The organism is Acidimicrobiales bacterium (assembly GCA_035546775.1).
Lineage (GTDB): Bacteria > Actinomycetota > Acidimicrobiia > Acidimicrobiales > JACCXE01 > JACCXE01.
Window position 1 is genome coordinate 85,182 of sequence record DASZWD010000017.1, and the last position, 26,661, is coordinate 111,842.

The following is a 26,661-nucleotide window of genomic DNA, read 5'->3' on the forward strand; positions in this document are numbered from 1 at the left end:
ATGGCAGACGCATGGGTGTGTCCCGAATGTGGCTTGGACTACGGCACGCTGCATCCGCCGTTCGCCATCAACGCCATCAAGAGCTTCCCGCGGCGCTACACCGAAGCCATGGCGCCGGCGTCGCCCGCCGAGGACAACGAGGCGGTCATCCGCACCCGGCCGGCCGAAGGCGTCTGGTCGGCGCTGGAGTACGCCGCCCACGTGGCGGACCTCATGGAACCCTTCGCCGTGACGATCCACCGTACGAACACCGAGGACAACCCTGACCTCAGCGGCGTGTTCTTCGACGAGAACGCCAAAGCGGCGGCCGACAACTACAACGAACAGGACAAAGCGGCGGTCCTCGCCCGACTCAAGTCCGGGGCCGACAGACTTGTCGCCGAGGCCGAACGCGTCGACGCCGGTAACTGGCACCGTATGGCGCAATTCGGCTGGGGCGACCGTGACGCGCTGACCATGCTCCAGAACGCCGTACACGAGGGCGTGCACCACCTGCGGGACATCGAAAAGGGCTTGGTCAAGGTCCGCGGCGCCTAGCGCCTAAATTTCCCCGTGTGCGGAGGAGTTGCTGGGTCTTGACGCGCGCCGCCGCGGCGTCCGCCCTCGTGGCCGCTCTCGCCCCGATCGCCGCCCACGCTGCGGCACCTGCTTCGCCCGGCTTGATCCCGGCGCTCCAGATCGACGGCAAAGGCCACGGCCACGGCGTGGGCATGGCGCAGGACGGCGCCCTGGCCATGGGCCACAAAGGCGCCAACGTGAAGCAGATCCTCGGCCAGTTCTATCCCGGCACCTCGCTCGGCAAGGCGAGCGGCAGCGTGCGCGTGCCGGTGTTCAGCGGTGACAACGTCGAGGTGGCGTTCCCCGACGGCGGCGACGTGCGCGGGAACAACGGGTCGGTGCACGTCGCCCCCGGCGGCTCGGTCCTGCTGGCGCGCGACGGCGACGGCACCAGGGTGAAGTCGCCGACGACCACACCCGGGTCGCCGCCCACCACCACCAGCACCGTCGCGCCGACAACGACGACGACGGGCTCCACCACGACCACCACGCCGTCGCCTCCGACCACGCTGCTACCCGACCGCTCGCACAAGCGCGACATCGCCGGCGGTCTTTCGCCCACGACCGCGCCGGCACCCACGACCACGACGTCAGCCCCGCCGCCGCCCGCGCCGACGTTCTCGGGAACCCTCGTCGCCGTGCCCGCCGACGGCGGCCGCGTCGGCGTCGTTCCCCGAGGCCGCCGCTACCGCGGCGAACTCGACATCACGCCGGTCGCCGGCGGCCTGCGTTTCGTCAACCACGTCAACGTGGAGACGTACCTGCGCGGCATGGGTGAGGTGCGCAACCCCGGTTGGCCCGCCGCCAGCCTGCAGGCGCAGGCGATCGCGGCACGCACCTACGCCTTGCGCGCCATGGCGGCCGGCGGCGAGCTGTGCGACTCCCAGAAGTGCCAGGTCTACATCGGCTCCGACGCTGAGTACGCGGCGATGGACAAGGCCGTCGCCGCCACCAGTGGCCAGGTGCTGCTCTACGGCCGGTCGCTCGCCTCCGCGGTGTACTCGGCGAACGCCGGGGGCACGAGCGCCGACCGCGAGGAAGGCTTCGGGATGACGGGCGGCTCGTACCCGTACCTGCGGGCCGCGCCGTACCTCACCGAGAACGTCGACCCGTGGTCGGTGACCATCGCGTTGAGCGACATCGCCCGCCGCCTCGGTTATCGCGGCAACCTCGACGCCGTCACGGTGGCCACACGTGGTCCGTCGGGCCGAGCCACGTCGATCGGCTTGACGGGCAGCGCCGGCGACAAGGCCGTCACCGGACTGGCGTTCGCGTCCGCGCTCGGCCTGCACTCGACCTTGTTCGACGTCAAGGGCGTCATGGCGACGAAGGTGGCGTCGCTCACCGGCGGCTCGGTACTCCAGGCGCCGCCCGAAGACGCACCGGCGATCGCCGACTCGACACCCGACGTCACGGCGCCGTCGCTCCCGAGCAGTCCCGTCGCCGTGCCCGAGCGCGTCGCCGCCACGGTGCCGTCGTCGTCGGGCGTCGGGTTCTTCTCCCTCGTGGCGGCGGCGTTGTGGGGTGCAGCGGTGGTTAGTGCGTTCCGCTGGCGCCGGCGGTCGCGCTCATCGATCGCGCGTCTGCTGTCGTAGCGGCAAAGCGGCGCTTCATGCGGCGCAGGCCGCGCAGGTCCTCGAGCGCCGTCCGGGCGATGTCGACGCGCGAATCGGGGTCGTCGACCCAGTGGACGGGCACCTCGTGGATGCGCAGGCCGAAGTGTTCGGCCAGCAACAACAGTTCGGTGTCGAAGAACCAGGCGTTGTCCTCGATCATCGGCACGAGCAACGCGGCGGCGTCGCGGCGCACCGCCTTGAAGCCGCACTGCGCGTCGGAGAAGCGCGCCCCGCTGTAGCGCTTGAGCAGCAGGTTGTAGGCGCGTGAGATGAACTCGCGCTTGAAACCGCGCGTCACCCGGGCACCGCGAGCGAGTCGAGAGCCGATACCCACGTCAGCCTCGTCGGCGAGCAGCGGGGCGACGAGCGGTGCCAGCGCCGCTAGGTCCGTCGACAGGTCGACGTCCATGTAGGCCACCACCAGCGCGTCGCTCGACGACCACGTCTCGCGCAGCGCCAAACCGCGGCCCTTGCGGTCAAGGTGCACCGCGCCGACGGCGGGCAGCTCGTTGGTGAGCAGCCGGGCGACGTCGAAGGTCGTGTCGACGCTGGCGTTGTCGGCGATCGTGATGTGCCACGAGTACGGGAAGCCCTCGCTCAGGAACGTGTGCAGGCGGCGGACGGACGCGGCAAGCGACGCCTCCTCGTTGTAGACGGGGATCACGATGTCGACGGCGGTTGACATGGCGACAACCCTCTCCTTTTCACCTGTGAGCGGGCGGAAAGTTAGCTGTGGGGTCGCGCAGTTTTTCGTCGCCCCCCGTGATTTGATTTCCGCCGAAATGGAACGTTCTCGCCTCCGCCTCTGCGCGCTCCTCGGGCTCACCGCCGCCCTCTATCTGTGGGGTCTCAGCGCGTCCGGGTGGGCCAACGCCTTCTACAGCGCCGCCGTCCAGGCCGGCACCCACAGTTGGAAGGCGGCCTTCTTCGGCGCGTCCGACGCCGCCGGGTCGATCACCGTCGACAAGTCGCCGTTGTTCTTGTGGCCGATGGAGGTGTCGGCCCGACTCTTCGGGCTCAGCCCGGCCACGATCCTCGTCCCCAACGCCATCGAAGGCGTGCTGTCGGTCGCCGTGCTCTACGCAGCAGTCAAGCGGTGGTTCGGCGAGACGGCCGGTCTCCTCGCCGGAGCGATCCTCGCCCTCACCCCCGCGGCGGTACTGATGTTCCGCTTCAACAACCCGGACTCGATGCTGGTGCTCCTCCTGACGCTCGCCGGCTACGCCATGGTCCGCGCGCTCGAGCGTGGCGAGACGAAGTGGGTGGTCGCCTGCTTCAGCCTCGTCGGTCTCGGCTTTCTGGCCAAGATGATGCAGGCGTTTTTGGTGGTGCCCGCCTTCGGCGTCGCCTATCTCCTCGCGGGCCCGCCTCAGCTGTGGCGCCGCGTCGTGCAACTGGCCCTCGGCGCCGCGGCGATGGTCATGTCGTTGGCGTGGTGGATCGCGGCGGTCGAGATCACACCGAAGTCGTTCCGGCCCTACGTCGGCGGCTCGCAGAACAACTCCGTGCTCAACCTCGTATTCGGCTACAACGGCTTCGGCCGGTTGACGGGCAACGAGCGCGGCTCGGTCGGCGCCCGCCACACGGCTGCGGGTCGTCCGGCGTGGGGGCAGACCGGCTTGTTTCGCATGTTCGACCGCCACTTCGGCGGTCAGGCGTCGTGGCTGATGCCGGCAGCACTGCTCCTACTCGCGGTAGTCGGGGTGGTAACGGCGCGCCGCGCCCGCACCGACCGCACCCGCGCCGCGCTCGTCATCTGGGGCGGCTGGCTCGTGATCACGACGCTCACGTTCTCGCTCGGTCGCGGGATCATCCACGAGTACTACACCGTCGCGCTGGCTCCCGGCATCGGCGGCACCATCGGCGTCGCCGGCATCTTCGTGTGGAACGCGCGGCGCGACTTGTGGGCCCGCATCACGATGGCGGCGGCGACGGTGCTGACCGGCGTCTGGGCGGCTGTGCTCATCGGGCGCACGCCGTCGTGGTTGCCGTGGCTCGTCCCCGCTGTGCTCGGGCCCGCCGCGTTGGCGGCGGCGTTCATCGTCGTCGGTCCGCGCATGACGCCCAAGGTCGTCACCGCCGCCGCGGCCGGCGCCCTCGCCGTCGCCTTCGTCGGCCCGACGGCCTACTCGCTCGACACCGCCGCCACCCGCCACGAGGGCGCCATCGTGTCGGCCGGCCCCGCCGGCCAGGGCAGCTACCGCCCGCCGTCGATCGCCCGCCCGCGTCGCGTCCTGTCGAAGCCGACCGCCGTCACCCTCGCGGTCGGACCCACGGGCAGTCCCATACCGGTGCTTCCCGGCGGGCCGCGCCACGGCGGGCTCATCGGCGGACTGCTCGAAGCCAGCCGCCCCGACCACCAACTCAAGACCTACCTGTTGCAGGACGCCGACAAGTACCGCTGGATCGCGGCGACCATCGGCAGCGAAGCGGCCGCCGGCTACCAGCTGTCCACGGGACGCTCGGTCATGCCGATGGGCGGATTCAACGGAACGGATCCCTCACCCACGTTGGCGCAGTTCCAGCGGTACGTGGCGCACCACGAGATCCATTACTACCTGTCGACGGGTCGCGGCCTCGGGGGCCCCGGCACGCACGGCGGTGGACTCGGCCCCAAGACCGGCACGTCGATGGGCATCGCCCGCTGGATCGCCCGTCACTTCAGCGCCGTGCGCGTCGGGCGCGTAACGGTTTACGACCTCACTTCGCCGGCGACGACGTAAGGCCGCGTCGCTTGCCCCACTCGTCGATCATGGCGAGGCGTTCGGCGACGGGCGGATGCGAGTACGTCAGCCGCTTCCACAGCGACGGCGTGAGGTCCGACAGAGACTCCGTATAGAGATTGCGCATCGCCGAATGCGCCGCCTGCGGGTCGGGTACCGCCTCGAGCCCGAACAGGTCCGCCTCGCGTTCGTTGTGGCGCTGAAAATAGGCGCCGACGAGTCCCGTCACCAGCCCAGGGATCGGGAACAGCAGCATGAACAGAGGGATGGCGGCCGGGTTGTGCAACGAGTGCACGCCGGCGAAGCGCAGCACGCGATCGTTGTCGAGGATCACCTTCAGCGCGGCAAAGTCGACGAGCAACATCAGCAGCACGATCGGGATGATCTTCATCACGTGCTTGCGGCGCCAGTGCCCGATCTCGTGGGCGCACACCCACCGCACCTCGGGTCGGGGCCACTCGAGCATCGTGTCGAAGACCACCATGCGCCGCGTCTTGCCGGCACCGGTGACGTAGGCGTTCTTGCGCGTGTCGCGCTTCGACGCGTCCGACATCTGCACCTGGTCGATGTCGGCGCCGACGCTGTGGGCCGTCGCCACGATGTCGGCGTGCAGATCCTCGTCCTCGATGCGGGTGAACTTGTTGAAGATCGGGTCGAGGAGGACGGGCGCCAGCAGCGCGATGCCGACCTGCAGTACCGCCAGCACCGCCCAGCCGAAGATCCACCACTGATCGGTCGACCGGATGACGGCCCACAATGCGATGAGGATCAGCGAGTTGAGCACGACCCCGATGGCGAGGCCCTTGAGCTGATCGCCCACGAAGGTGCCGACGGTGGTCGTCGAGAACTCCCACTTCTTGTCGTAGACCATGGTGCGCCACCACTGGAAGCCGATGTTCTCGACGATGCCGATCACGAGCAGTCCCGCCATCACCGCGACGACGTCGAGCACCCAGTTGTGCAGGTCGAGGTGGCGCAGCAGGCGCGGGAACAGGTGCGAGCGCACGACGGCAACGTCGATCACGAGCGCGACGACAACTTGCACGGCGTGCACGATCTTGAGCGGCTTGGTGTAGCGGCGCGCCTTGGCGATTTCCTCAGGATCGAACCAATCCTCCGGCCGCGTCCTGAACGCCCGCCACGGCGTGATCCCCGACGCCCCCGGATCAATAGTGCGCACCGGCACCGAAGTCGCAGTCGACACAGGATTCCCCCTCTTCCCCACCAAAAGAATAAGCCCCCGGCCCAAACGGACCGGGGGCTTATCAACAGCTTCGAAAGGCTGAGACACCGCAGCCGAAAGGCCGCAGGGCCGACTTGCTCGGCCCGGAGGCTCCACCGACGCAAGCGCCGACGCTCGCCGTGCGACCTTCGGTCGCACGGCGATGGACTAGAAGTCCTCCATGCCGCCGCCGGGCATCGCCGGGGCGGCCTCTTCGGGCTTGTCGACGATGACGGCCTCGGTGGTGAGGAACAGCGCCGCGATCGACGCCGCGTTCTGGAGGGCCGACGACGTCACCTTGGTGGCGTCGGTGATACCGGCCTTCAGCATGTCCTCGTACTCACCGGTGGCGGCGTTGAGGCCTTCGGTCTGCTTCTTGAGCGAACGCACCCGCTCGATCACCACGCCACCTTCGAGGCCGGCGTTGACGGCGATCTGCTTCAGCGGTTCTTCGACGGCCTTGGCCACCATGCGGGCACCGGTCGCCTCGTCGCCTTCGAGCTTCTCGGCGACGTCGAGGATGCGGGCCTGCGCACGCAGCAGGGCAACGCCACCGCCGGGCACGACGCCCTCTTCGATCGACGCCTTGGCCGTGGACACCGCGTCTTCGATGCGGTGCTTCTTTTCCTTGAGTTCGACCTCGGTCGCGGCACCGACCTTGAGCACGGCCACGCCGCCGCTCAGCTTGGCGAGACGCTCCTGGAGCTTCTCGCGGTCGTAGTCGGAGTCGGTGTTGTCGATCTCGGCCTTGATCTGGTTGACGCGGCCCTTGACGTCGTTGGCGTCACCGGCGCCTTCGATGATGGTGGTCTCGTCCTTGGTGATTACGACCTTGCGGGCGCGACCGAGCAGCGACAGGTCGATGCTCTCGAGCTTGAGGCCGACCTCTTCGCTGACGACCTGACCGCCGGTGAGGATCGCCATGTCCTGCAGCATCGCCTTGCGGCGCTCGCCGAAGCCCGGCGCCTTGACGGCGGCCGACTTGAACGTGCCGCGGATCTTGTTGACCACGAGGGTGGCCAGCGCCTCGCCCTCGACGTCTTCGGCGATCACGACGAGCGGGCGGCCGCCCTGCATGACCTTCTCGAGCACGGGCAGCAGGTCGCGCACCGCGGAGATCTTCGAGCCGACGAAGAGGATGAACGGATCGTCGAGCACGGCTTCCATCCGCTCGGGATCGGTGACGAAGTACGGCGAGATGAAGCCCTTGTCGAAGCGCATGCCTTCGACGAACTCCATGTCCATGCCGAAGGTCTGGCTCTCTTCGACCGTGATGACGCCGTCCTTGCCGACGCGATCGATGGCGGTGGCGATCAGCTCGCCGATTTCCGGATCGGCGGCGGAGATGCCGGCCACCTGGGCGATCTGATCGCGGCTGTCGACGTCCTTGGAGAGGTCCCGCAGCGAGGCGAGCGCGGCTTCGACCGCCGCCTCGATGCCCTTCTTCAGGCTCATCGGGTTGGCGCCGGCGGCCACGTTCTTCAGGCCCTCGCGCACCATGGCCCAGGCGAGGACGGTGGCCGTGGTGGTGCCGTCACCGGCGACGTCGTCGGTCTTCTTGGCGACTTCCTTGACGAGTTCGGCGCCGAGCTTCTCGAAGGGATCCTCGAGCTCGATTTCCTTGGCGATCGACACGCCGTCGTTCGTGATCGTGGGGGCACCCCACTTCTTTTCCAGCACGACATTGCGACCCTTGGGGCCGAGCGTGACGCGTACTGCGTCGGCGAGCTGGTTCATGCCGCTTTCGAGCGACCGGCGGGCCTGCTCGTCAAACGCGATCAACTTGGGCATCTACATCCTCCGTCAGGGAGTTAGCACTCTCGGTAAGCGAGTGCTAATCGTACGGCTCGCGCGGGGGTCGTGCAACCCGCGTAGCCTCGGTACGTCATGGATCCACTCGTCGCAACCACCCGGGGCCGCGTCCGGGGCGTCGCGCGGGAACATGACATCGCCTTCCTGGGGATTCCCTACGCCCAACCGCCTTTCGGACGGCTGCGCTTCGCCGAGCCGGCGCCGGTCGACGAGTGGAAGGGCGTCATCGAGGCGACGAAATTTGCGCCCACCGCGCCCCAGCCGGAGCGCCGCTTCACCCTGATTCCTGAGCCGATCATCGAGGGTGGCGACGCGCCGCCGTGCCTGAGCCTCAACGTCTTCAGCCCGATCGAGGCCGCCAAGAACGATGCCGGCGCGCCGGTGTTCGTGTGGATTCACGGTGGCGGTTTCACCGCCGGCACGCCGTCGAGCCCGTGGTACGACGGCGTGGCGTTCACCCGCGACGGCGTCGTCGTGGTGTCAATCGGCTACCGGCTCGGCTGCGAAGGATTCCTGCGCCTCGACGGCGCGCCGGCCAACCGGGGCGTGCTCGACTGCATCGCCGGGCTCGAGTGGGTGCACGAGAACGTCGAGCGCTTCGGCGGCGACCCGGCCAGGGTGACCGTGGGCGGCCAGTCCGCCGGCGGCGGCATGGTGACGATCCTGGCCGCCCACCCGCGCGCCGCCCAGCTGTGCCGTGGTGTCATCGCGATGAGCGGCACCGCCATGCGACTCGGCGGCACCGAACGAGCGGCGCGCACCGCCGCCAAGATCAGCGAGACGGCCGGCCTGCCCGCCACCGTCGACGCCTTCGCCACCCTCGACCCGTCCAAGCTGATCGAGATCCAAGAGGCGGCGCGCCTCGACCGCAGCACGTCGCTCGGCCCGACCGTCGACGGTGCCGTGATCGCGTCGTACCTCCCAGCCGCCATCGACGCTGGAGCGACGGCGTCGCTGCCGATCCTCGCCGGCGCCACGACGGAAGAGACGGTCGGCCCGCAGCGCGACGCCAAGGCCACCGTCGACGAACTCAACGCGTTGCTCGACCGCCTCGGCCTCGACGAGGCCGGGCGGCGTGCCTTTCGCGCCATGTACCCCAAGGCGAAGAACGGCGAACTACGCGCCCGGGCGCTGACCGACTCGGAGTTCCGCGTCGGCCCGGTTCGCCTCGCCGAACGCCGCGCCGCTGCGGGTACGGCACCGACGTTCCTGTACGAGACGGCATGGCGGTCGCCCGGGCTCGACAAGATCGGCGCCGTCCATTGCATCGACGTGCCCTTCGCCTTCGATTGCCTCGACCACGAGTGGGCCCAGCACGTCTGCGGCGGTCGCGCGCCGCAAGCGATGGCCGACGCCATGCACGGCGCGTTCGTCCGCTTCATCGCGAGCGGCAAGCCCGGCTGGCCGGCGTACGACCCCGACGGGCAGCGCTCCACGATGATCTTCGATGCCAAGTCGAGCGTCGCCGACGACCCCCACGCCGCCCTGCGCGCTATCTGGCCCTGATCCCGCCCGCTACGGTGCCGCTCGTGGCTGCGGGCACGAAGCCGAAGGTCCTCGTCGCTATGCCGGCCTACAACGCCGCCCAGACGCTGCGTTCGACGTGGGAGGCGATTCCGCCCGGCGTCGTCGACGAGGTGTTGCTCGTCGACGACAAGAGCATGGACACGACGCTGCTCGAAGCGGCGAAGCTGCCGATCCGCACCATCGCGTTGCCCCACAACGTCGGCTACGGCGGGAACCAGAAGACGTGTTACCTCGAGGCGTTGCGCCTCGGTGCCGACGTCGTCGTCATGCTCCACCCCGACGGCCAGTACGACCCGGTACTGCTCCCCGACCTCATCAAGCCGATCGTGGACGGCGACGCCGACCTCGTCCTCGGCTCGCGCATGATGACGAAGGGAGGCGCCCGCGCCGGGGGCATGCCGCTGTACCGCTACGTCGCCAACAAGGCGCTCACCTTCGTCGAGAACCGCGCCATGGGCACGCACTTCGCCGAACTGCACACGGGATACCGCGCCTACTCACGCGGGTTTCTCGAAACGGTGCCGTTCATGCGCAACGACGACGCGTTCGTGTTCGACACCCAAGTCATCGCCCAGGCCGTCGCCTTCGGCCAGCGCGTCGTCGAAGTGCCGATCCACACCAAGTACTTCCCCGAAGCGTCGTCGACGACGATGCGCGCCAACGTTCGCTACGGCATCGCCACCCTCGGCGTCATGGGCCGCTACTTGCTGCACAAGCTGCACGTGAGTCGCAGCCGCCTGTTCGAGGATTAGCGAGCCGCTCCGGCTCACGCGGGCGGCGTGAACTGCACCCGCCGAGCGCCGGTCCGCGGCGGGTGTATGCGCTTGGCCAGGACGACGCCGTTGGCGTCGTCGATGACCTTGAACTCGCCGTCGGGCCCCGTGAGCTGGTCGAGCAGCGGACGCAGTGATTCGTTGAGCCCGGTGTCGAGCACGAGGTAGTTCACCTTGGCCGGGTTCCACCGATGCGGGGGTTGGCCGTCGATCCCGTAGTAGGTGCGCACCCACGGGTTGGGCCACTCGTAGACGAACGTACGGTGCGTCACGTGGGGCACGATCGTGTAGCTCGCCGCTACGCCCGCGTCGCGCGGCACGCGTTTGACGGCCGCCGTGATCGCCGCGAGATGGGGTGACGACTGCCGCGCCCAGATCCCGCTCTTGAACACACGCGGGTTGAGCGGCGACGGCGCCCACAGCAGCGAGGTCGCGAACGCGCACGCGCACAGAAAACCGGCGAGGAAGCGCTGAAGGCCACGTTCGCGAGCGCGGCCGATGGCGTAGATCACGGCGAGGAAGATGCCGGCGGACACGAACGCCGAGTACTGGTACTTGTAGTTGTGCGTATATCCCTGCGAGTTGACGACGTTGACGAGGATCGTCGGCGACACGACGGCGAGAACGTCGGGCGCGGCGAGGGCGAGCAACCCGACGGGCAAGAGCATCTGGCCGTAGTAGGCGCGTCGCGTGCGCTCGTTCGCCAGCGACAGCACGCGACTGGGGTGGCGCACCAGATTGAAGATGATCTCGTTCGTCGAGTGCCCGAGCGCACCGAACTGGTTGGCGTAGAAGGGATTCGACCCGCCGACGGCGTGGGGGATGATCAGCTTCAGGCACACGACCAACCAGAACAACGACGCACCGGCGGTCAGAAGCCCGACGCGTCGATCCTTGCGGATCGCGACGATCACGCCGAGCGCGATCCCCACGAGCGCCGCGTCTTCCTTCACCGCGAGCATGAGAGCGATGCAGATCGCGTAGGGCAGCCAGCGGGCGTGATCGGCGAAGTACCACGCGAACAGCAGCGCCGGAACGGCGAAACACTCCGGGTGGAAGTGCCACCACGTCATCCACTGCACTGAGGGATACAGCAGCCAGGCGGTCGGGATCGTGAGGGCGAGCCACTCGTTGTCGAGCTTCTCCCGCGCGATCAGCCACAACGGGATCGCGCCGGACGCGAACGCCGCCGTTTGCACGACGTAGAGAAAGTGCGGCCCCGCGCCGAACCAATAGAAGGGTGCAAGCAAGTAGACGATCGGGTTCACGTGGTTGGCCCACATGTTGAGTCCGCGCGTCGTGAGGAACGGATCCTTGAAGCGGCTGACGAGCCACACCTCTTGGTCGAAGATCCCGTGGTCGAACCCGAACGTCCCGTAGTTCGACTGCTGACGCCACGTCAGCGTGGCGAACACGAGGAAGAACAGCAGCACCATCGCCGCGAGGACGTAGATCGGGCGTTCGTCCCGCGCCGCGTCGTCCTCCGCGCTCGGTTCGGTCCCCGCGGTCACGGGAGGCGAGCGTAGCGAGCCGACCCGAAGATTCGGGTGGGCGGGTGGGGCAAGTTAACCGCCGGCGACGGCGGGAACGATGGAGAGCGTTTGGCCCGGGGCGACGGGGGTGTTGAGCCCGTCGAGAAAGCGCACGTCCTCCTCGGCGAGGAACACGTTGACGAACCGGCGCAGGTTGCCGGCGTCGTCGAAGAGCCGCTCGGCGAAACCGGGGTGGGCGGCGTCGAGCGCCTTGAGCACCTCGCCCACCGTCGCCCCCTCGACGGAGAGCTCGCTGGCGCCTTCGGCGAGCGGGCGCAGCTGGGTGGGGATGCGAACGGTGGTTGCCACGGCTAGTCCTCCTGCGAGTACGCCGCTTCGAAGGCAGCGCGAGTGGGCGGAATCGTGAATGTCGGCCCCAGCCGATCGGCGACGGCGTCGAGCGTCTTGAGGCCGTGGCCGGTGATCATCGCTACGACACGCTCGTCGCGGCGCACGACGCCCTGCGCCGCCAGCTTCGCCAGGGTGGCGATGGTCACGCCGCCGGCGGTTTCGGCGAAGATGCCCTCGGTGCGCGCCAGCAACTGGATGCCGTCGCGGATCTCGTCGTCGGTGACCGAAGCCACGGCCCCGCCGCTCTTGCGCACTTCGTCGAGGGCGTACCAACCGTCGGCTGGATTGCCGATGGCGAGCGACTTGGCGATGGTGTCCGGGCGGACGGGTTTGATGGCGTCGGCGCCCGTTTCGAAGGCGGTGGCGACGGGGGAGCAGCCGAGTGCCTGCGCGCCGCTGACGCGCACCGGCGTGTCGTCGATGAGACCGACCTTGGCCAGTTCGCGGAAACCCTTGGCGACCTTCGTGAGCTGCGAGCCGGACGCAATCGGCACCACGACGTGGTCGGGTGCCTTCCATCCGAGTTGCTCGGCCGACTCGAACGCCAGCGTCTTGGATCCCTCGGCGTAGTAGGTGCGCACGTTCACGTTGACGAACGCCCAGTCGTCGTGGTCGTCGGTCAGCTCGGCGCACAGCCGGTTGACGTCGTCGTAGGTGCCGTCGACGGCAACGAGCGTGCAACCGAACACGGCGGTCATCGCGATCTTGGCCGGCTCGAGATCGGCCGGGACGAACACGACCGACTTCATCCCCGCGCGCGCCGCGTGGGCCGCCACCGAGTTGGCCAGGTTGCCCGTCGACGGGCACGCCGCCACCTTGAAGCCCAACTCGCGCGCCTTGGCCAGAGCGACGGACACGACGCGGTCCTTGAACGATCCCGTCGGATTGACCGTGTCGTTCTTCAGCCACAACTCGCCGAGTCCGAGTTCGGCGGCGAGACGATCAGCGCGCACCAGCGGCGTCCAACCGGCGCCGAGGTCGATCGCCCCGGGCGGGTCGGCGGGCAGCAGCGCCTGATAGCGCCAGATCGTGTTCGGCCCGGCCTCGATCGACTGGCGCGTTACGTGGGCGGCGGCCTGCTCGTAGTCATACGTGCACTCGAGCGGCCCGAAGCAGTAATCGCACACGTGCAGAGCCGCGACCGGGTACGTCTTGCCACACTCACGGCACTTGAGTGCCTCAACGAAGGTCATTGCGTTCCCTCTCATCGAATCGGGCATTGGCACCTGGCACTTGTCTGCGTGCTGGTTGCCGCGGTTTCACTGGGCCCGAACCCTCGACCGCTCTGGATAAGTGGCCCCAAGTGTATGCGCAAGACTGTCTGGCATGGCAACCGGCATATCGATCGTGATCCCGGCGCGCGACGAGGGTGAGACCGTCGCCGCCGTGGTGAAGTGCGCGTTCGCCGGTGCGCCCGACGCCGAAGTCGTGGTGGTCGACGACGGGTCGAGCGATGCCACGGCGAGCGAGGCCGAACGCGCCGGCGCCCGCGTGATCCCGTCGCTCGGACGTGGCAAGGGCGCCGCGCTCTGGACCGGTGTGCGCGACACCAGCGGTGACGTCGTGCTGTTCCTCGACGGCGATGTCACCAACCCACGAGCCGAAACGTCGGCGTCGCTCGTGCACGCGCTCACGGCCGACCCGTCGCTGATGATGGTGCGCGCTGCCTACGAACGCCCCTTAGGGAACCAACCGGGCGAAGGTGGACGCGTCACCGAGCTCACCGCCCGGCCGGCGTTGGCCCTGCTGTTCCCGACGCTGGCGCACCTGCGCCAGCCACTCGCCGGTGAAGTCGCCGTTCGTCGCGTGGCGCTCGAGCGCGTCACCTTCGTCGACGGCTACGGCGTCGACGTCGGGCTGCTGCTCGACATCGCGACCCGCTACGGCGCCGATGCCATCGGCGAGGTCAGCATCGCGGCACGCGCCCACCGCAATCGACCGATGCACCAACTCAAGCCGATGGCCGTCGAGGTGCTGCGCGTCATCCTCAACCGCGCCGGCGTACCGACCGCGGGCCCGGCGCCCCACGAACGCGCTCCGATCGTCACCGATCCGCTCACACCCGAGGCCTGAAACTCCCGAGGTACTCGGCGACGACCACGGCGATCAACGCTTCGGTATCAGTGCGCGACGCCTCCTCGCCGAAGCGCGCGGTCAGCGACACGACGTCGGGCGGCGATGCGCACGCCTGCGCCGCCGCGAGACCTTCGTCGTCGGCGTCGCCCACGACGACGAGCACCCCCGTGCCCGACCACGACGCACGCTCCACGATGCCGCCCACGACCTTGCCGGCGAAGCTGGCGCCGTCGAGGAAGCCTTCGCCGGTGATGACCAGGTCGGCTTCCTCGATCCGATCGTCGAGGTCGACGTGGTCGGCGACGGCTTCGATGCCCGGCATGATCGTGCCGCCGAGCACGACGAGCCCGCCCGCCAAACCTCCAGCGGCGCCGGCCCCGATGACGTCGGCCAGGTCGACGCCGTAGTCGGCGCGGTAGCCCTCTTGCAGCGAAGCCAGCCGCCGCTCGAGCAACTCGACTTGCTTCGGCGAGGCGCCCTTCTGGGGACCGAACACGCGGGCCGCGTCGACGAACAGCGTCTCGACGTCGCACGCGATCACCAACTCGACGCCCTTCATGCGACCCGGCCGCGGACCAGCCCGCAACGCGCCGAGTCCACCGTCGGTCGACGCGGAGCCGCCCAGGCCAACCACGATGTGGCGGGCGCCGGCGTCGACCGCCGCGGTCAGCAGCTCCCCGACGCCTGCGGTCGTGGCGTTGACGGGGTCGTTGTGCTCGGGGCCACCGGCGAGGGTGAGCCCACACGCCCGCGCCGACTCGATGACGGCGGTGTTGCCGTCGAGGCGCCAGGGTGCCGACACGACGCGACCGAGCGGACCCGTCACCTCCGTCGTGCGGTTCGGGCCACCGAACACGTCGAGCATGCCTTCGCCACCGTCCGACATCGGCGCCGGGTCGTACGTCCACCCCGCGTCGACCGCGCCGCGCCCGACGGCGGCCACGACGGCGGGCGCGTCGGCCGTCCCGCGGAATTTGTCTAGGGCAGCCAGCACGCGGGGCACACCGTTATGGTGGCTCATGTTGTGACAGCACCTCTCGTTGTCGTCTCGAACCGCGGACCCATCGCGTTCCATTTCGACGACAACCGCGAACCCGTCCCTGGGCGTGCCGGTGGCGGTCTGGCGTCGACGTTGGGCGCGGGAGTGCGGGGCGACGACACCGTATGGGTCGCGGCCACGATGAACGACGCGGACCGGGCGGCGGCCAAGACCGCCGATCCCGCCGGCGAACTCCGTCGCCACGGGTATCGCCTGCGCCTCGTCGACGTGGCCGCAGAAACCTACGCCGCCGCCTACAACGTCGTGGCCAACGAGACGCTGTGGTTCTGGCACCACCACATGTTCGACAGTGCACAGCGCCCGCGCCTTGACTCAACGTTTCGCGCCGCGTGGGAGTCCTTCCGCGAACTGAACCAGGCACTGGCCACGGCCGGCGCCGCCGCCGCGGCGCGCAACGCCACGGTGTTGGTGCACGACTACCAGATGGCGCTCGTGCCCGGGATGCTGCGCGCCCTGCGCCCGGACCTCAAGATCTCGCACTTCACGCATACGCCGTGGGTGCACCCGGCGCTCATGGGGTTGTTGCCCGACGACATCGTCGAGGAGCTGCTGCTCGGTATGGGTGGCGCCGACGCCTGCGGATTCCACGCGCCGCGGTGGGCCGAGGCGTTCGAGGGTTGCTGGCGCGCCCACCCGGCGACACGTGACCGACCCATGCCGCGCACCTACGTCGCCCCGGCCGCCGCCGACCACGACGAAGTGGCGAAGGTGGCGGCGAGCCCCGAATGCGCACGCGAAACGGCGATCTTCAACGCGGCCGTCGGGCACCGCAAGTGCATCGTGCGCGTCGACCGCATCGAACCCTCGAAGAACCTGCTGCGCGGCTTGTGGGCCTACCGTGAATTGCTGTCGCTGCACCCGCAGTGGCGCGACAACGTGACGCTCGTCGCCATGTGTTATCCGAGTCGTGAGTCGCTCGCCGAGTATCAGCAACTGCACCACGACGTTGTCGAAGCCGCCGCGGCACTCAACCGCGAGTTCGGCACCGAAGACTGGCCGCCCGTCATCCTCGACACCAACGACGACTTCGCCCGCTCCGTCGCCGGACTGCGCCGCGCCGACGTGCTGCTGGTCAACCCGATCCGCGACGGCCTGAACCTCGTCGCGTACGAAGGCACCGCCATCAACGAGCGCAACGCACCGTTGGTTCTCTCACGCGAAGCGGGCGCCTGGGACGAGTTCGGCCCCGCGGGCGCCATCGGCGTCAATCCCTTCGACGTCGTCGGCACCGCCGAGGCGTTGCACCTCGCCCTCAGCCTCGACGATGCGGAACGGGCGGCGCGCTACGCCGGCGTGCACGCGGTGGCAACGGCGCGCACGCCCGAACAGTGGTTGGCCAAGCAGATCGCGGCCGCGCAGGCGTAGCGCTCAGCGCGCCCGCGTCGTCGACGACACCGTGACGGTGAGCGTGCCCGTCACCGGTGGCGCGGTGAGGTCGACGGGCGGCGAGAGGGTCACGGCGTAATGGCCCACCGTGTGGGCTCGCGCCTGGAGCACGACCCCGTCGCGCACCCGCTGGACCACGTGCATGGTCGTGCGCTGCGTGCCCACGAGATGGATCGCGCCCACGTCCTCCTGGGTCGTGAGGTCGACGGGCAGGGCGACGTCGGTGTCGACGACCGCCAGCTTCGTCCCGTGCGATACGCCGAGACTCGCCAGCCGACCGAAACCGACGAGGACGCCCTCGGGCAGCGAGCTACTGCGCAGCCGCTGGCTGATGCGCCACCGGTCGCCCGGCCGCAGCGCGTCGCGCGGCAGCGCACCGGCGGCCGACGGCAGCAACTCGCTGATCCCGAGGTTGGGGTTGCCGAGCTCGGAACTGGGGACGCCGCCCTCGGACTCGACCGTCGTCAGCTGGCCGGCGCGGTCGAGGCGCACGATGAAGTCACGCGGCTTCTGCCCAGCGCCGCTGAGGCGCACCGCGACTCTGGTCGCGCCGAACCGGGCTTGGCGCACCAGCTGATCGGAGCGCAGCACGAACGAGTCGTGACGATCCTTTGGCGGCTGTCCGACCAGGCGCGTGTGCGACGCCGTCGTCACCCGCAGTTCGTAGCTGGTTCGGGTGCCGACCTTCGGGCGATACGACAAGCGCACGGCGGGGTCGGAGCATGCCGCGACGACCAGCGCGGTCGCCGCGACCGCGACCAGCGCGGGACGCAACCGACGCACCATCGCATGGAAAGCTAGCGAGGCCGATGGCCATGACCGTGCCCCCCGCCCTGCAACCGCTCGTCGACCGCGCGCCCGACGCGCTGGTCGTGCTCGATTTCGACGGCACGATTTCGACCATCGTGGACCATCCCGGCGACGCCACCGCCGTCGCAGGCGTCATCGACACACTGAGTGAGTTGACGCGTTTCGTGACGGTGGCCTTCGTCACCGGCCGGCCCGTCGAATGGCTCGTCGATCGCACCCGCCCGCTGGCCGACCACGGCGTCGAGTTCATCGGGCTGCACGGGCACGAGCGGCTCCACGGCGCTGACGTGGTGCCTCACCCCGAGTCCGCGCCGTGGCGCGAGACGATCGAACTCGTCGAAGCGCGGGTGAAGGCGGCAGCGCCGGCCGACGTTGTCGTCGAGCGCAAGGGACTGGCGCTGGCGTTGCACTACCGCACCTCGCCCGGCGCCGAGCAGTGGATCCGCACGTTTTGCGACGAAGTGGAGCGCGAAACGGGCCTCGTCGCGCACGACACGCGCTACTCCGTCGAGTTGCGTCCACCGGTCGAGCTCGACAAGGGCGACGCCATGCGCTTGCTGATCGACGAGCATCGACCGAAAGCCGTGGTGTTCTTCGGCGACGACCTCGTCGACATCCCAGCGGTCGAAGCGATGCGTTCCTACGCGGAGATTCCGAGCGCCGCCGTCTTCGTCGACAGCCTCGAAGGACCGCGCGCCTTCGCCGAGATCGCCGACGTGGTGCTCACGAGCCCAGCCGCCGCCGCCGACGCGTTACGCGCCGTGCTCAAGCGGTTGCGCGCCGACGCCTGACTTAGAGCGCGATGCCGGTGCCGACGAGCACCGCGATATTGGTGTCGGAGCGGATGTCCGTCGACGGCGATGGATTGGGCAGCGGCCGCACGGCAGAGTCGGGCAGGCTGAACAGCGACGCGATCGTCTTCGCTTCGCGTTCGTAGCCGGGCGTGACCACGTAGATGACCGATGCGGGATGCGTCGCAGTGACCGACGCGGTGGCGTTGCCCGGCGCCAGCGCGTTGTAGCCCGCGTCGCGCAAGCGCGTCGTCGCCTTGCCGGCGGTGCCGGCCTTACCGGTGGCGTTGATGGCGATGACCTTGATTTGTGCCGGCTGGCGCTCGGCCGCCGCCGTGGTCGATGTGGTCGAGTGCGACGCCGCCCGCGTGGTCTCGGTGAAGTGGTTGGCCCGCGCCGCCGCGGCGCGTGCCGCGGCCGCGGCGCTGAAGCCGCCGCTGCCCTTGTCGTTCAGCACGACGAATCCGAGCGCCAACGCGACGACGATGATCGCCGCTGCCTTGCCCACGTGCACGTTGGTTCCGGCAGGACGAGCCATCAGCGATGGCGCCTTTCACTCTCGGCGTTCGATGCGTGCAACTCCACGGGTCCAGCCTGCCACAGGGGTGTGACAGAGCGCCGGTATTGCGGCCTACAGCCGCGAGAGCAGCCCGCGCCCGCCACTGCGCGACGGCGCGGTTGTCGTCGTGGTGGCCGGCGCAGTCGTCGTGGTCGTCGCCGGCGGCGCGGTGGTACTCGTGGTGGTGGGCACGGGCGCCAGCGATGGATCGAAGACGCCGAAGTCCTCGTAGTGGGCGCCCAGCACGCTGTCGGCGACGTTGGTGTCGCCCTTCGCCAGTCGGTTGAGCGCGGTGGCATGCACACTGCGGAAGTCCGCCGTGGGCTTCAACGCGTCGTTGATGCGATTCGGGCGCGTCGCGCCGCCGGGATTGAGCGTCGGGGGGTCGCCGAAGATGCCGCCACACGTGCCGCCACCGACGAACATCGCCATGCCAGCCTGGCCGTGGTCGGTACCGGCGTTGCGGTTCGGGCTCATCTGGCGACCGAACTCGGACGTGATCAACACGAAGACGTCGTTCTGTCGTTCGTGGCCGTTCATCACCGCGAAGAACTTCGTCAGCGCGTCGTTGAGTTCCGTGAAGCGATCGTTCTGCATCTGCTTCTGCATGACGTGGCTGTCGAAACCGTTATGGGTGATCGAGTAGCTCTGCGCCGGCAACCCGGAGCGGATCAGCAGCGCCGCCTGCACGAGGTCCTGGGTGAGCGGCCCGTAGTTGGCGTACCCGGTGCTACTACCGGTGAACGTCGGGTCGTCGGAAGCGACGATGCGGCTCGACACGTCGAGCGTCGTCGCCATCATGCGCGCCACGTCGGCGCGCGTATCAGTCCCGTCGATCGTCGACATCAGCCGCGCGCCGTCCGCCAGCGTCTCCGCGCTGGTCGCACCGGTTTGGAGGGCGAAGGTCGAGCATTGCTGGACGACCAGCGCGGGCGCGTTCGCCGGCATGGCGTCGAGCCGCAGGTCCGACATCGACACGCTGGCCACCGCGTTGTCGGATCGGGTCGCATCGGCGTAGCGCCCGAGCCACCCGGTGTGTCCGGCCAGATCGAGGCGCGACGTATCCCAGTACTTCATCGACTCGAAGTGGCTGAAGTCGGCGCGGTTGTTGCCGACGCCGAGCACGAAGGCGACGTCGTGCGACGTGTTCCACCGGTTGGCCAGCCACGAGAGCTTGTTGTGGAGGCGGTAGCTGGAGCCGGTGAGCGCCGTCGTCTCGCTTGTCGACAGTGCGAGGCTGCCGTGGCCGTAGGTCGAGTCCTTGTACCAGGCGTCGCCGATGGGGGCGAGCGTGTTCAGGTAGTCGTTGCCGCCGTCGAGCGAGATGTGCACGCACACCGGAGCGCCGAGTGGCAGCGTGTCGAACTCGCCGGTACCCCAGGCGAACTGCAAACCGCCGCGCTGGATCAACTCCAGCCACAGCGGCGCCGACAGCCCCGCGGCGGCGGCGCCACCCAGCTGCATGAGGAAGCGACGACGGGAAGTGCGAGCGGTCATCGTCAACCCACCAAGAACTCGGGACTCATGAACACCATCTGCATCACGCCACACGCCCGCTCCCACGTCCACTCTTCACCGGGCGTGGACTCTTCGCGTGCAAACGTGTCAATGGCTTGGCGCGTTTGCGACGAGACGTCGTAGAGGCCGGCCATGTCGATCGCCATGTCCGCGGCGGTCGAGCGGTCGGCGGTGGCGAAGAACGTGCGGAGGTTCGTGTTCTGCTGCGTCGGTGGCACCGCGTACTTCGTGCCGTCGAAGGACGGGCCGCGGTCCGAAGTGCACAGCGCGTTGGCCACGTCGGACCACACGACGATGTGGCCCGGTGACAACCAGTTGGCGCCCTCCCAGCCCGACACGTTGGGCGGCAGTTCGGGTCGCTGGTGGAGCTGGCGGCTCATCATCCACACGTGCGCCATCCAGAGATCGGCCTTGCCGAGCACGCGCACCGCGCTCACGAGAAGGTCGACGGGCGGCTTCACCCGGTTGCCGATGGTTTCGTCGGCCACGAACTCCGGGCGGTGCGCGATGTGCGCGACGAGCGCCCCAAGATTTCCGTCGGGCATCCACACCGCGGCCATGTCGTCGAGCGCCGACGGTGACGGATCGAACCCCAGGAGTTCGCGGTACAGCCGCTGCGGCACGAAATAGCGGAAGCTGTCGTGGGTCGCGACCGCGTTGATGACGTCGGCGAGCTTCGCCGCGCCGCGACTGGCGCCAAGGAACGTCTTCGTGCCGCTGTCCCAGCTCGACGAGCTCCACGACAGCGTGCGGTGCTTCGTGTCGAACTTATAGCCCGTCAACGCGCGGGCGATTTCCTTGACGTCGGTCTCGCTGTAGTTGGCGGCACCCGTGCGCGGGTTGGTGACGCCGAGACTGAACAGCTCCATCAACTCGCGCGCCAGGTTCTCGTTCGCATGCGGCGGAACGCTGCCGGTGCCCGTGAGGTACACCTGCATCGCCGACGAACTGGCGACACTGCTGAGGAGGCTGCGGTACGTCCCGGTGGTCGGCCACGCGCGCAGCTTGTTCCAATGCGCCCGCAACTCGCCCAGCTGCACCTGGCCGCCGTAGGCGGCGACGACGAGCCCGGTCAGGATCCACGAGACGCGTTCCTGCACCGCGCCCGGTGCGGTCGCGTACAGCTCGAACAACCGGTTGACGAGGCGCAGGATGTCCTGCCCGTCGTTCTGGAGGCCCGGCCAGCCCCAGTCCGTCGGCGTCGTCGTGGCGCGACTGAGGAGGTCGTCGATCACCGCAGTGGCGCCACCGGCGTTCACCCCGGCGGCGACGTCACCAGGCGCGGGCCCAAAGCCCAGCCGTCGCCAGACGTGGGCGACGCGCTCTTCTTCAGTTCGTGCCACGTGTTCTCCTCCGGGTGTGCCGCCGGCATGCAGCACATTCCCGATTCCCCAGCACGTGCCCCGCCGTTACGCAGGGACACAGATGGTACGACGCGGCACAAAAAACACAACTATTCGCACCGAGCCGGATGTCGGAATCGAACCGACGACATCCTCTTTACAAGAGAGGTGCTCTGCCAGCTGAGCTAATCCGGCGCGCCCGCCCCGAGAGGCCGACCGCCGGCAAGACTACGACGCCAGCCGCTCGAACTCCGCCCGCTCCAGCTTGGCCCGCGCCGCCAGAACGCCTTCGACCTTGCGCTTGATGCGCTGGATTGCGTTGTCGACCGCCTTGGTGTGGCGGTTGAGAGACTGGCTTATCTCGGCGTACGTAGCCCCTTCCACGTAGAGCTTCAGTACCTCGACCTCGAGCGACGACAGCAACTGCGCAATCGCCACCTGCACCGCTTCGGCTTGATCGCCGTCAGCGACGACATCGGCCGGATCGGTGATGGTGTGATCGCGCAGCAGCTCGTCGCGCGGATCGGCGCCGTCATCGGTGAGGTTCAGCGGCGTCGAAATCGACACATAGCCGTTGAGCGGCTGGTGCTTCTGACGGGTCGCCGCCTTCACCGCGGTGATGATTTGGCGCGTAATGCACATTTCCGCGAACACCGGAAAGCTCGCCGCACGGTCGGCGCGGTAGTCCCGCGCCGCCTTGTAGAGACCGATGAGGCCCTCCTGCTCGAGGTCGTCGGCGTCTGCTCCCACGAGGAAGTAGTTGCGAACCTTCGAGCGAGCAAAGCGCCGATACTTGGTGAGCAGAGCGTCAAGCGCCTGCATGTCCCCAGCCTGGAACCGCCCTACGAGGACGTCGTCGTTGTCCTCGGTGAGGGGAGCGTGAACTTCTACCGCCACGTTTCTGTCTCCAGGAATCTCAGTGTGTGGATGGATTCCGGACACCGCTCCCCTGCCGATGCCCCGAACTGACTAGATCCTTGTACCGATGGTCTGACGGATCGTCAATACCGCGGAGGGTGATTGTTGGCGGGAATTTGTTAAAGCTCCCTACGAATCAGGGCGAATCGGTCAAACGGCGGCGCGCCACCTCGTAACAACTCACCGCGGCGGCCGCAGCCACGTTTAGTGACTCTGTGTGGCCGAGTCGGGGGATCCCGACGACGATCTCACAGCGTTGACGGACTAGTCGGGTCATGCCAGTCCCTTCGGAACCGAGGACCAGACAGATCGGGCCGTCGGCAACGGGCAAATCGAACACTGTCTGTGGCGCGTCGCTGGCGAGGCCGACCGTCCAAACGCCGCGTCCCTGGAGCTCCTGGAGGGCCGCGGGCAGGCCGGGGACGACGGCGATCGGGAGGTACTCGACGGCGCCGGCGGCGGCTTTCGTCACGGTTGGGGTGACGTGCGCCGCGCGGTGGCGCGTGACCACGAGACCCGTCGCTCCGGCCGACTCGGCGCTGCGAATGACGGCGCCGAGGTTGTGCGGGTCGGTGACTCCGTCGAGGGCGACCAGGAATGGCGGCTCGCCGTTGCGGCCGGGACCGGCGAGCGCGCTCAGGTCGGCTTCGGGCAACGCCGCGGCGCGGGCGACGACACCCTGGGGCGCCTCGGTCTCGGCCAGCGCGTCGAGCCGGGCGCGGGGAATCGTGCGAATCGGAACTCCGGCCTTCGCCGCGAACGTCGCGATGTCGTCGAGGACGGGCGCCGGGTCGATGCCTTCGGCGAAGAAGACCTCACGCACAGGACGTCGCCCGGCGACGAGTAGTTCGCGCACGGCGTTGCGCCCGGCGACGATCTGACCGCCGAGTCCGCGATCGACGGCGCGGGGCCGCGCCCCCGAGTCGCGCGTCGGCCGGCCGCCGCTACGGCGAGGTCCTGGACGCGAGCGCCCGCCCGCAGGTGGCCGCGGCGGCATCAGCCGCGCTCGCTCTCGACGATCAACGCCACTGCCAGGCACGCCAGCCCTTCGCGCCGGCCGAGCGCGCCCAACGACTCGGGTCGCGTCGCCTTCACCGTCACCGGCGCGTCGATCGCGGCGCTGAGGTTCTTTTCCATGGCGTCGCGCTGCGGCGCCAGCTTCGGGGCCTCGGTGACGACCGTGCAGTCGACGTTGCCGATCTCGAAACCGGCGGCCTGTACGCGCAGCGCGATGGCGCGCAGCAGGACGAGCGAGTCGGCGTCCTTCCATTCCTCGTCGGTGTCGGGGAAGTGCTGGCCGATGTCGCCGAGACCCGCGGCGCCGAGCAAGGCGTCGGCGATGGCGTGGGCGGCGGCGTCGGCGTCGGAATGGCCGACGAGTCCAGGCGCGCCGTCGAAAGTCACACCGCCGAGCACAAACGGACGCTGCGGGTCGTCGCTGAAGCGGTGGACGTCGTAGCCCAGGCCGACGCGGGGGATCTTCACGCCTGCTGTCCTAGCCGCTGCGCCAGGGCGGCGAGGTCGTCCGGGGTCGTGACCTTGTGCGCCGCCGGCGAGCCGGGCACGACGACGACCTTGCCGCCGGCGCGTTCGACGAGCGCGGCGTCGTCGGTGGCGTCGGGGTTGCCTACGTGGGCGGCGCGCAGCACGTCGGCGCGGAAGGCCTGCGGCGTCTGCACCAGCACGAGTTCCGAGCGGTCGAGCGTCTCGACGACGACGTCGCCGGCAACGCGCTTGACGGTGTCGGGCGGCACCAACCCGGGCACGGCAGCGTCGGCGCCGCCGCGCACGGCGGCGACGACCGAGTCGAACAAGGCCGGCGGCGCCAGCGGACGCGCCGCGTCGTGCACGACGATCACTTCGGCGATGGCGGGGATCACGGCCAGGGCGCAGCGCACCGTGTCGGAGCGCAACACGCCGCCGGGGATCACTTTGATCTTCGTCGAGGCGAACGCCCAGCGCAGGTCGTCCACGTCGTCGGCCGGCGCACCGACGACGACGAAATCAGACGCCGCGGCGGCGTTCGCCACTGCATGGTCGATCAGGCGTTGCTCGCCGAGGGCGGCGTATTGCTTGACCGATCCGAAACGGTGTCCCGCGCCCCCCGCGCACACGATGGTCCAAACGGACATGCCGGCGGGGCGAACGGCTAGGGCAGTTCGGAGTCGAGGCGCTCCTCGGCCTCCGCTTCGGACACGCCGATGGCGAAGGTGAGTTCCGACACGAGGATCTGGCGCGCCTTTTGCAGCATGCGCTTCTCGCCCGCCGACAGGCCCTTGTCCTTGTCGCGGATCGACAGGTTCCGCACGACCTCGGCCACCTGGTAAATGTCGCCGGACTTCAACTTCTCGACGTGGTTCTTGTAGCGCCGCGACCAGTTGGTCGGCATGCGGGCTTCCTTCTTGCGCAGGACGGCGAAGACCTCTTCGACTTCTTCGTCGTTGATGACCTCGCGCAGACCGACTTCGTCGGTGTTGTCGGCCGGGACCATCAGGGTCAGATCGCCATAGGCAACCTTGAGCACCAGGTATTCCCGCTTCTCACCGAATGCCTCGCGCTTCTCACGCTTTTCGATAACGGCCGCACCATGGTGCGGATACACGACCTTGTCACCGACGTCGAAGGTTGGCATGCCTCTCCCAAGGACTCGTACTGCGTGGGCGCGATCCGAGGGTACCGGGTTTCACCCCAGTTGACCAACCGCCTACACCTGGTGTTTGTCGCGTCGATAACCTGACGTTCCCAATGAGCACGGCAGAGTTGTTGGCGGGGGCGGAACTCTTTCGCTTTTTCGATCAGGCGTCCCTCGACGACCTGGCCGGGCATGCCATTCCCGTCCGGTACGGGCGCGGCGAGATCATCTTCACCGAGGGCGCAACCGCTGATCGCCTCTACGTCGTACGCGACGGACGCGTCGCCATCGCCAAGCGCGCCTTCGACGGGCGCGAGTCGGTGGTGGCCCTGATGGAAGAGGGCGATCTGTTCGGCGAGATGCCCCTGTTCGACGGCCAGCCCCGCACGGCCGAAGCGCGCTCGCTCGAACCGACGGAGATGGCGATCGTGCCGTACCACGCCGTGCGCGACGTGCTCGAGGAGCACCCGGCGCTGCTGTGGGGCGTCGTCGAACTGCTGTCGAACCGCCTGCGCCAGACCGACTCCGCCTTGGCCGACTCGATGTTCCTCGACGTGACCGGCCGCACGGCCAAGCGCCTGCTCGAACTCGCGGGCGAAGCCGAGGAGTTCGTGCTCCCGGTGACCCAAGAGGAACTCGCGGGCATGGTCGGCGCGTCGCGCGAGCGGGTGAACAAGGCGCTCTCGGCGTTCATCCGCCTCGGTTGGCTGCACCAATCGGATCGCCGCTACAAGATCCTGGACCGGCCACAGCTGGCGCAGCGGGCGATGTAGTGGGCGCCCTCGGCGACGCCTGGCAGGCGGATGCGGCATTCGAGGCGCTGCACCATCCCGACATCGAAGTGCCTCGCGGCTTTAGACCGTTCGGCTTCGGCCGCACCGCCTGGCGCAACGACTTCGCCGACACCAGCCACCGCGCGTTGAGCCTCGTCGCCGAAAGCAGCGACCTCTCCGGCCTCGCGCAGCTCGCGTCGCACGCACTGTGGAAGCTCGTGTGCATCGATGAACGGACGACCGACGACGACTTCGACCATGTGGTCCGCTTCGAGAGCCTCGAAGAACTCGACCTGAGCAAGACACGCGTGGGCGACCGCTCGGCGACGGCGATTCACACGCTGCAGAAACTGCGCTGGCTGTCGGTGGCATCGACGCGCATCACCGACGCGGCGATGGAACATTTCGCCGGCCTGCGCGCTCTCGAGCACCTCGACGTCTGCGACACGGCCGTCACCGACGAAGGCCTACGCGCCCTGGCGTTCCATCCGGCGTTGCGGGTCATCAACGTCCGCGGTTCCCACGTGACGGGCGAGGCGCTCGCGCCGCTGCTGACGTTGCCGAACCTGCGCCAGGTCTGGATGACCCGGGGGCAGCACCATCACGCGCGCCACTTCGCCCACGAGCGCCCCGAGGTCGACATCCTCTCCTGACGCATCACGGCAGCGGCGCGCCGATATT

At 68.8% G+C, this 26,661-nt stretch carries 26 protein-coding genes, 1 tRNA gene and 1 riboswitch; of the genes, 10 read left to right on the top strand and 17 right to left on the bottom strand.

The annotated features are described in order from the left end of the window. Both VHC63_03895 and VHC63_03900 read left to right on the top strand, forming a co-directional pair. Positions 1 to 537 (top strand): DinB family protein, encoded by a 537-nt coding sequence (locus VHC63_03895; protein HVV35721.1) that lies wholly within the window; start codon positions 1 to 3, stop codon positions 535 to 537. Between the two features lie 38 nt (positions 538 to 575). Further along, positions 576 to 2,153 carry a SpoIID/LytB domain-containing protein gene (locus VHC63_03900; protein HVV35722.1) on the top strand — a complete coding sequence of 526 codons (1,578 nt, stop codon included), beginning with the start codon at positions 576 to 578 and terminating at the stop codon, positions 2,151 to 2,153. Here the strand turns inward: VHC63_03900 and VHC63_03905 are convergent. Then, positions 2,095 to 2,859: a dolichyl-phosphate beta-glucosyltransferase gene (locus VHC63_03905; GenBank protein ID HVV35723.1), complete on the bottom strand. Its 765-nt coding sequence runs from the start codon at positions 2,857 to 2,859 to the stop codon at positions 2,095 to 2,097. The genes VHC63_03900 and VHC63_03905 overlap by 59 nt on opposite strands. A gap of 97 nt (positions 2,860 to 2,956) precedes the next feature. On the opposite strand from VHC63_03905, the gene VHC63_03910 reads away from it, so the two are divergent. Next, positions 2,957 to 4,897 (top strand): glycosyltransferase family 39 protein, encoded by a 1,941-nt coding sequence (locus tag VHC63_03910; protein HVV35724.1) that lies wholly within the window; start codon positions 2,957 to 2,959, stop codon positions 4,895 to 4,897. Here VHC63_03910 and VHC63_03915 read toward each other — a convergent pair. Then, positions 4,875 to 6,101 carry a M48 family metallopeptidase gene (locus VHC63_03915; protein HVV35725.1) on the bottom strand — a complete coding sequence of 409 codons (1,227 nt, stop codon included), beginning with the start codon at positions 6,099 to 6,101 and terminating at the stop codon, positions 4,875 to 4,877. The genes VHC63_03910 and VHC63_03915 overlap by 23 nt on opposite strands. 186 nt (positions 6,102 to 6,287) lie before the next feature. Continuing rightward, entirely contained in the window at positions 6,288 to 7,910 is a 1,623-nt protein-coding gene (gene groL, locus VHC63_03920) for a chaperonin GroEL (protein HVV35726.1), read from the bottom strand. Between the two features lie 96 nt (positions 7,911 to 8,006). Here groL and VHC63_03925 point away from each other — a divergent pair, with 96 nt between their 5' ends. Then, entirely contained in the window at positions 8,007 to 9,437 is a 1,431-nt protein-coding gene (locus tag VHC63_03925; protein HVV35727.1) for a carboxylesterase family protein, read from the top strand. A 23-nt stretch (positions 9,438 to 9,460) separates the two neighbouring features. Next, positions 9,461 to 10,210, top strand: a complete 750-nt coding sequence (locus VHC63_03930) for a glycosyltransferase family 2 protein (protein HVV35728.1) — start codon at positions 9,461 to 9,463, stop codon at positions 10,208 to 10,210. 14 nt (positions 10,211 to 10,224) lie between these two features. Here VHC63_03930 and VHC63_03935 read toward each other — a convergent pair whose 3' ends face one another. Genes VHC63_03935 through thrC form a run of 3 tightly spaced genes read right to left on the bottom strand, consistent with a single transcriptional unit; the run spans position 10,225 to position 13,307 of the window. Further along, positions 10,225 to 11,742, bottom strand: coding sequence for a DUF2079 domain-containing protein (locus VHC63_03935; protein HVV35729.1), 1,518 nt, complete (start codon positions 11,740 to 11,742; stop codon positions 10,225 to 10,227). Positions 11,743 to 11,796: 54 nt separating this feature from the next. Beyond that, on the bottom strand, positions 11,797 to 12,072 hold the full coding sequence (locus VHC63_03940) for a ubiquitin-like small modifier protein 1 (GenBank protein HVV35730.1): 276 nt from the start codon (positions 12,070 to 12,072) through the stop codon (positions 11,797 to 11,799). Between the two features lie 2 nt (positions 12,073 to 12,074). Continuing rightward, positions 12,075 to 13,307 (bottom strand): threonine synthase, encoded by a 1,233-nt coding sequence (gene thrC / locus VHC63_03945; protein HVV35731.1) that lies wholly within the window; start codon positions 13,305 to 13,307, stop codon positions 12,075 to 12,077. 8 nt (positions 13,308 to 13,315) lie between these two features. Further along, positions 13,316 to 13,410, bottom strand: a riboswitch (SAM riboswitch). Between the two features lie 30 nt (positions 13,411 to 13,440). On the opposite strand from thrC, the gene VHC63_03950 reads away from it, so the two are divergent. Beyond that, positions 13,441 to 14,187, top strand: coding sequence for a glycosyltransferase (locus tag VHC63_03950; GenBank protein ID HVV35732.1), 747 nt, complete (start codon positions 13,441 to 13,443; stop codon positions 14,185 to 14,187). Here the strand turns inward: VHC63_03950 and VHC63_03955 are convergent. Further along, entirely contained in the window at positions 14,171 to 15,211 is a 1,041-nt protein-coding gene (locus VHC63_03955; GenBank protein ID HVV35733.1) for a glycerate kinase, read from the bottom strand. The two genes, VHC63_03950 and VHC63_03955, sit on opposite strands and share 17 nt — an antisense overlap. Before the next feature lie 3 nt (positions 15,212 to 15,214). Here VHC63_03955 and VHC63_03960 point away from each other — a divergent pair, with 3 nt between their 5' ends. Beyond that, positions 15,215 to 16,615: a trehalose-6-phosphate synthase gene (locus tag VHC63_03960; protein HVV35734.1), complete on the top strand. Its 1,401-nt coding sequence runs from the start codon at positions 15,215 to 15,217 to the stop codon at positions 16,613 to 16,615. Positions 16,616 to 16,618: 3 nt separating this feature from the next. Here VHC63_03960 and VHC63_03965 read toward each other — a convergent pair whose 3' ends face one another. After that, positions 16,619 to 17,422 (bottom strand): hypothetical protein, encoded by an 804-nt coding sequence (locus tag VHC63_03965; protein HVV35735.1) that lies wholly within the window; start codon positions 17,420 to 17,422, stop codon positions 16,619 to 16,621. A 29-nt stretch (positions 17,423 to 17,451) separates the two neighbouring features. Here VHC63_03965 and otsB point away from each other — a divergent pair, with 29 nt between their 5' ends. Further along, positions 17,452 to 18,237, top strand: coding sequence for a trehalose-phosphatase (gene otsB / locus VHC63_03970; protein ID HVV35736.1), 786 nt, complete (start codon positions 17,452 to 17,454; stop codon positions 18,235 to 18,237). Position 18,238: 1 nt separating this feature from the next. On the opposite strand, the gene VHC63_03975 is transcribed toward otsB, so the two are convergent. The 9 genes from VHC63_03975 to VHC63_04015 all read right to left on the bottom strand — a co-directional run bounded on the left by VHC63_03975 (position 18,239) and on the right by VHC63_04015 (position 25,207). Next, on the bottom strand, positions 18,239 to 18,775 hold the full coding sequence (locus tag VHC63_03975) for a LytR C-terminal domain-containing protein (protein ID HVV35737.1): 537 nt from the start codon (positions 18,773 to 18,775) through the stop codon (positions 18,239 to 18,241). A gap of 93 nt (positions 18,776 to 18,868) precedes the next feature. After that, entirely contained in the window at positions 18,869 to 20,293 is a 1,425-nt protein-coding gene (locus VHC63_03980) for a DUF1501 domain-containing protein (protein ID HVV35738.1), read from the bottom strand. A gap of 2 nt (positions 20,294 to 20,295) precedes the next feature. Continuing rightward, complete coding sequence (locus tag VHC63_03985; protein ID HVV35739.1) at positions 20,296 to 21,657, bottom strand: DUF1800 family protein; 1,362 nt, start codon at positions 21,655 to 21,657, stop codon at positions 20,296 to 20,298. Between the two features lie 122 nt (positions 21,658 to 21,779). Then, positions 21,780 to 21,852 (bottom strand) — tRNA-Thr (locus VHC63_03990). A 33-nt stretch (positions 21,853 to 21,885) separates the two neighbouring features. Beyond that, a complete protein-coding gene (sigH, locus tag VHC63_03995; GenBank protein ID HVV35740.1) occupies positions 21,886 to 22,599 on the bottom strand; it encodes an RNA polymerase sporulation sigma factor SigH in 714 nt (237 codons plus the stop codon). A 112-nt stretch (positions 22,600 to 22,711) separates the two neighbouring features. Beyond that, positions 22,712 to 23,572 (bottom strand): 23S rRNA (guanosine(2251)-2'-O)-methyltransferase RlmB, encoded by an 861-nt coding sequence (rlmB, locus tag VHC63_04000; GenBank protein HVV35741.1) that lies wholly within the window; start codon positions 23,570 to 23,572, stop codon positions 22,712 to 22,714. Further along, positions 23,572 to 24,060, bottom strand: coding sequence for a 2-C-methyl-D-erythritol 2,4-cyclodiphosphate synthase (gene ispF / locus VHC63_04005; protein ID HVV35742.1), 489 nt, complete (start codon positions 24,058 to 24,060; stop codon positions 23,572 to 23,574). Before ispF ends, rlmB begins: the two co-directional genes overlap by 1 nt. Then, on the bottom strand, positions 24,057 to 24,707 hold the full coding sequence (locus tag VHC63_04010; GenBank protein ID HVV35743.1) for an IspD/TarI family cytidylyltransferase: 651 nt from the start codon (positions 24,705 to 24,707) through the stop codon (positions 24,057 to 24,059). The genes ispF and VHC63_04010 overlap by 4 nt, the downstream gene beginning before the upstream one ends. 17 nt (positions 24,708 to 24,724) lie before the next feature. Then, positions 24,725 to 25,207, bottom strand: a complete 483-nt coding sequence (locus VHC63_04015; GenBank protein ID HVV35744.1) for a CarD family transcriptional regulator — start codon at positions 25,205 to 25,207, stop codon at positions 24,725 to 24,727. Positions 25,208 to 25,320: 113 nt separating this feature from the next. On the opposite strand from VHC63_04015, the gene VHC63_04020 reads away from it, so the two are divergent. Both VHC63_04020 and VHC63_04025 read left to right on the top strand, forming a co-directional pair. Beyond that, positions 25,321 to 25,980: a Crp/Fnr family transcriptional regulator gene (locus tag VHC63_04020; GenBank protein ID HVV35745.1), complete on the top strand. Its 660-nt coding sequence runs from the start codon at positions 25,321 to 25,323 to the stop codon at positions 25,978 to 25,980. Continuing rightward, entirely contained in the window at positions 25,980 to 26,633 is a 654-nt protein-coding gene (locus tag VHC63_04025) for a hypothetical protein (GenBank protein HVV35746.1), read from the top strand. The genes VHC63_04020 and VHC63_04025 overlap by 1 nt, the downstream gene beginning before the upstream one ends. Positions 26,634 to 26,661 lie beyond the last annotated feature (28 nt).

Coding starts and splice junctions, on each gene's coding strand:
- VHC63_03895 (HVV35721.1), top strand. CDS start 1: ATGGCAGACGCATGGGTGTGTCCCGAATGTGGCTTGGACTACGGCACG.
- VHC63_03905 (HVV35723.1), bottom strand. CDS start 2,859: ATGTCAACCGCCGTCGACATCGTGATCCCCGTCTACAACGAGGAGGCG.
- VHC63_03910 (HVV35724.1), top strand. CDS start 2,957: ATGGAACGTTCTCGCCTCCGCCTCTGCGCGCTCCTCGGGCTCACCGCC.
- groL (HVV35726.1), bottom strand. CDS start 7,910: ATGCCCAAGTTGATCGCGTTTGACGAGCAGGCCCGCCGGTCGCTCGAA.
- VHC63_03925 (HVV35727.1), top strand. CDS start 8,007: ATGGATCCACTCGTCGCAACCACCCGGGGCCGCGTCCGGGGCGTCGCG.
- thrC (HVV35731.1), bottom strand. CDS start 13,307: ATGACCTTCGTTGAGGCACTCAAGTGCCGTGAGTGTGGCAAGACGTAC.
- VHC63_03950 (HVV35732.1), top strand. CDS start 13,441: ATGGCAACCGGCATATCGATCGTGATCCCGGCGCGCGACGAGGGTGAG.
- VHC63_03955 (HVV35733.1), bottom strand. CDS start 15,211: ATGAGCCACCATAACGGTGTGCCCCGCGTGCTGGCTGCCCTAGACAAA.
- VHC63_03965 (HVV35735.1), bottom strand. CDS start 17,422: ATGGTGCGTCGGTTGCGTCCCGCGCTGGTCGCGGTCGCGGCGACCGCG.
- otsB (HVV35736.1), top strand. CDS start 17,452: ATGACCGTGCCCCCCGCCCTGCAACCGCTCGTCGACCGCGCGCCCGAC.
- VHC63_03975 (HVV35737.1), bottom strand. CDS start 18,775: ATGGCTCGTCCTGCCGGAACCAACGTGCACGTGGGCAAGGCAGCGGCG.
- VHC63_03980 (HVV35738.1), bottom strand. CDS start 20,293: ATGACCGCTCGCACTTCCCGTCGTCGCTTCCTCATGCAGCTGGGTGGC.
- rlmB (HVV35741.1), bottom strand. CDS start 23,572: ATGCCGCCGCGGCCACCTGCGGGCGGGCGCTCGCGTCCAGGACCTCGC.
- VHC63_04010 (HVV35743.1), bottom strand. CDS start 24,707: ATGTCCGTTTGGACCATCGTGTGCGCGGGGGGCGCGGGACACCGTTTC.
- VHC63_04015 (HVV35744.1), bottom strand. CDS start 25,207: ATGCCAACCTTCGACGTCGGTGACAAGGTCGTGTATCCGCACCATGGT.
- VHC63_04020 (HVV35745.1), top strand. CDS start 25,321: ATGAGCACGGCAGAGTTGTTGGCGGGGGCGGAACTCTTTCGCTTTTTC.